General features: G+C 73.6%; 3 protein-coding genes and 1 pseudogene. All 4 read right to left on the bottom strand.

The features are described 5' to 3' along the window. Nucleotides 1-915, bottom strand: a 915-nt coding sequence (locus ACTUAL_RS00245; protein ID WP_440898837.1) for a DMT family transporter, incomplete at its 3' end; no start/stop codon positions are given. 36 nt (nt 916-951) lie between these two features. Beyond that, nucleotides 952-2,229, bottom strand: coding sequence for an NAD(P)/FAD-dependent oxidoreductase (locus tag ACTUAL_RS00240; protein WP_440898836.1), 1,278 nt, complete (start codon nt 2,227-2,229; stop codon nt 952-954). Nucleotides 2,230-2,274: 45 nt separating this feature from the next. Next, nucleotides 2,275-3,000, bottom strand: a complete 726-nt coding sequence (locus ACTUAL_RS00235) for a rhodanese-like domain-containing protein (RefSeq protein WP_440898835.1) — start codon at nt 2,998-3,000, stop codon at nt 2,275-2,277. A gap of 9 nt (nt 3,001-3,009) precedes the next feature. Then, nucleotides 3,010-3,202: pseudogene (locus tag ACTUAL_RS00230) on the bottom strand (amino acid adenylation protein); the annotation flags it as partial.

Here is a 3,202-nt window from a genome sequence, read left to right as displayed (position 1 = left end):
CAGCAGCACGCCGCCGATGATCAGCGCGATCCCGGCCAGCTCCGGCAGCGGCGGGACGCGGCCGTCCCAGGCGAAGACGTAGACCAGCCCGGCGACCACCTGGATGACGACCAGCTGCCCGGCGATGGAGATCGGCACGAGCCCGGACGAGCGGTTCCACAGCACCGTCCCGACCCAGGAGACGAGCACGCCCAGCACCGCGCTGCCCGCCACCAGCGGGAGCAGCGCGTCGCCCGAGCCGACGCGCACGCCGCCGGAGAGCGCGGCGACCGGCAGGGCGAGCAGCGACAGGCCCAGCGTGCACACGCCCATGAGCGTCGACCAGCCGGTCGGCGAGATCTCGGGGTGGCGGCGCAGGAAGCTGGCGTTGGCGACCGCGTACGAGGTCCACAGCGCCAGCGCCACCAGCGCCGACCCGATGCCGATCGCCCAGTTGAGGCCGGAGCGGTCGCCGAGCGCGGTGTCCCAGTCGACCTCCACGAGGTTGACCAGCACCAGGCCGACGACGATGAACCCGAGCGGCAGCAGCAGGCGGGAGAACGGGAACTCCCTGCGCACCAGGTTGCCGGTCACCGCGACGGTCACCGGGAGCGTCCCGATGATCACCGTGGTGATGGGGGCCCCGGTGTGCGTGATGCCCTGCACCAGGAAGAAGTAGTAGCCCAGGTGCCCCGCGAAGGCGAACAGCGCCGCCGTGAGCCACACCCCCCGGTCGAGCCCGCGCATCCCCGCGCCCCGCGTGGCGAGCGCGATGCCGACCGACACCAGCCCGTAGACGAGGTACCGGCCCAGCGCGAGCGCGACGGAGTCGGAGTCCGGGAGCAGCACCGGCATCAGGAACGCCAGTCCCCAGAGCAGGTTCGCGCCGACGCCGCTCAGCACGCCGACCAGGATGGAGGGGTTGGGAGTGCTCATGTCCACCGTTTCTCGGGTTCTTCCGCCGCTCGGGCGCTAGCGCTTCACCGCTGGCCGACGCCGGGTCATCAGCGCCCGCATGAAGAGCCGCTGGAACTCGGCGGGCAGCGTCATGCGACCGGTGAGGGCCAGGTACCGCCGGCTCAGCTCGGGGTCCGCGCTGATGGTCTCGAACATCCTGCGCCGGGAGGTCTCGTCCTTGCCGACCAGCGAGTCGACGCAGATGCCCTCGGCGTGCGGGAGCAGGACCCGCGAGTAGCGCTCGCGGTACTCGGCGAGCCCCGCCTCGCGGTCGGCGCCGTCCAGCGACCGGTCGGCGAAGGAGTTCGCCAGCAGGTCGGCGGAGGCCAGCGCGAAGCCGCAGCCGACGCCGCTCATGGGGTCGAGCGAGAGCGCGGCGTCGCCGACGAACGGCACCGAGTCGACCACCGGCTCGCGCAGCAGGCTCGGGTAGTCGGTGTAGCCGAGCAGCCCGCCCTCGGGGACGGCGCCCGCCGTGGACGGCGCGTCGGGCAGGCCGTCGAAGTAGGCGAGGAACTCCCGCATCCTGCTGTCCGCGCCGCCCCAGCCCTCGACGCGCGCCTTGTCGGCGAACAGGACCAGCTGGGTCCGGCCGCCGGGGAGCGGGTAGGTGCAGGCCAGGTCGCGCTCGTGCATGACGAACACCGACCGCTGGTCGGCGCGGGTGGTGATGCCCGTGAAGTAGCCGAACAGGGCGGCGCGCTCGTTCGGGCGGCTCTCGGCGGGGTTGCCCAGCTCCTTGGCCAGCCGGGAGCGGCGGCCGTCGGCGGCGACCACCAGGCGGGCGCGGAAGCGGCGCGGGCCCCGGCCGCCGTCGGTGTCGGCGTTGGTCTCCAGGACCCAGTCCGGGCCGTCCCGGCCGATCGACTCGACGCCCGTGCCGTCCAGGTACTCGACGCCGTGGCGGCGCGCGGACTCGCGCAGGGCGGGGTCGAGCACCCGCCGCTCCAGGTTGAGCGCGTGCGCGCCGGGCTGGTCGGGGTCGTAGCTCAGCCCCGGTCCCTCCACGACGCCGCCGGGGGTGACGAACACGGCCTTGGTGCGCACGGACCACTCGGGGCCGTAGAGGTGCTCCAGGCCGAGGCCCGCCAGGAGCGGCACGGCGTGCGGCTGGATGAAGTGGGTGCACAGGCGCTTGTGGTGCCCGTCGTCCATGGTCTTGCGGTCCAGCAGCGCGACGCGGTGCCCCATCCGGCTGAAGCGGATCGCGGTGGCGCAGCCCGCGATGCTCCCCCCGACGACCACGACGTCCCAGTCCGACTCCGGTGTGCTGGTCGACTCCGGTGCGCTCACGACTCTCCCGCCCTCTTCTCGGTCCGGTGCCACGGGATCACGCGCCTAGCCCGCGCAGCCGCAGGCCGCGCCGGTGGGTTCGGACCGCCTGCCCGCGTGTCCCTCGGTGGGGTGGTTGTCCCGCTTCCACCAGTCGAGTCCGCCGATCAGCTCCTTGACCCGGAACCCGGCCGTGGCCAGCTTGACGGCGGTCTTGGTGGAGGCGTTGCAGCCGACGCCGTCGCAGTAGGCGACGTACAGCGGGGCCTTGGACAGCCCGGACAGCGACTCCTGGGAGATGGAGCGGTGCGGGACGCTGATCGCGCCGGGGATGTGCTCGTGCGCGTAGGACTCGCTGCCGCGGCCGTCGACCACGACGATGTCCTGGCCCGCGGCGAGCGCGTCCGCCAGGTCGGCGGAGTCGATCTCGTAGGCGAGCTTGTCCCGGTAGAAGTCGAGCTGGGAGCGCTGTTCGCCGGTCATCCCGGTCTCCTCCAGGGTCTGGGCCTCGGCGCCTGCCGCCGGTTCGGGGTCGGCCGCGAACTGGTCGGCGAGCGCGTACAGGTCGCCGAGGGTGCTGGGGGTGACCAGCGAGTCGGCGTACTCGCCGAGGTCGACGCCCGCGTCCTCCAGCAGCGCGACGAGCACGCCGATGGTGGTGAGCGAGTCGAGGCCGAGCACGCCCAGCGGCGCGTCGTCGGGCAGCGCCCCGAGGTCGACCGGTTTGCCCAGCGCGGCCTCCAGGTAGTCGGCGACCTTGTCCCTCACGTCGTCCTTCACCGGTGCTGACATGGCTCCACCTCACTCAATGGGCTCGACGGCGCCGTCGGGGGACAGCGCGAAGCGGTCGGAGTCGGATCGCCGGGCGGCGTCCGCCAGGCGGGTCAGCGCGTCCGCGCCGACCGGGACGGGCGAGCGGGCCAGCAGCGCGGGGCGCAGGTGGTCCGGCAGCAGGTCGTCCAGGCGGGCCGCCACGGCGTCGAGCGCCAGCGGG

This window comes from Actinosynnema sp., assembly GCF_052038725.1.
This window is presented reverse-complemented; position numbering and strand designations above follow the sequence as displayed.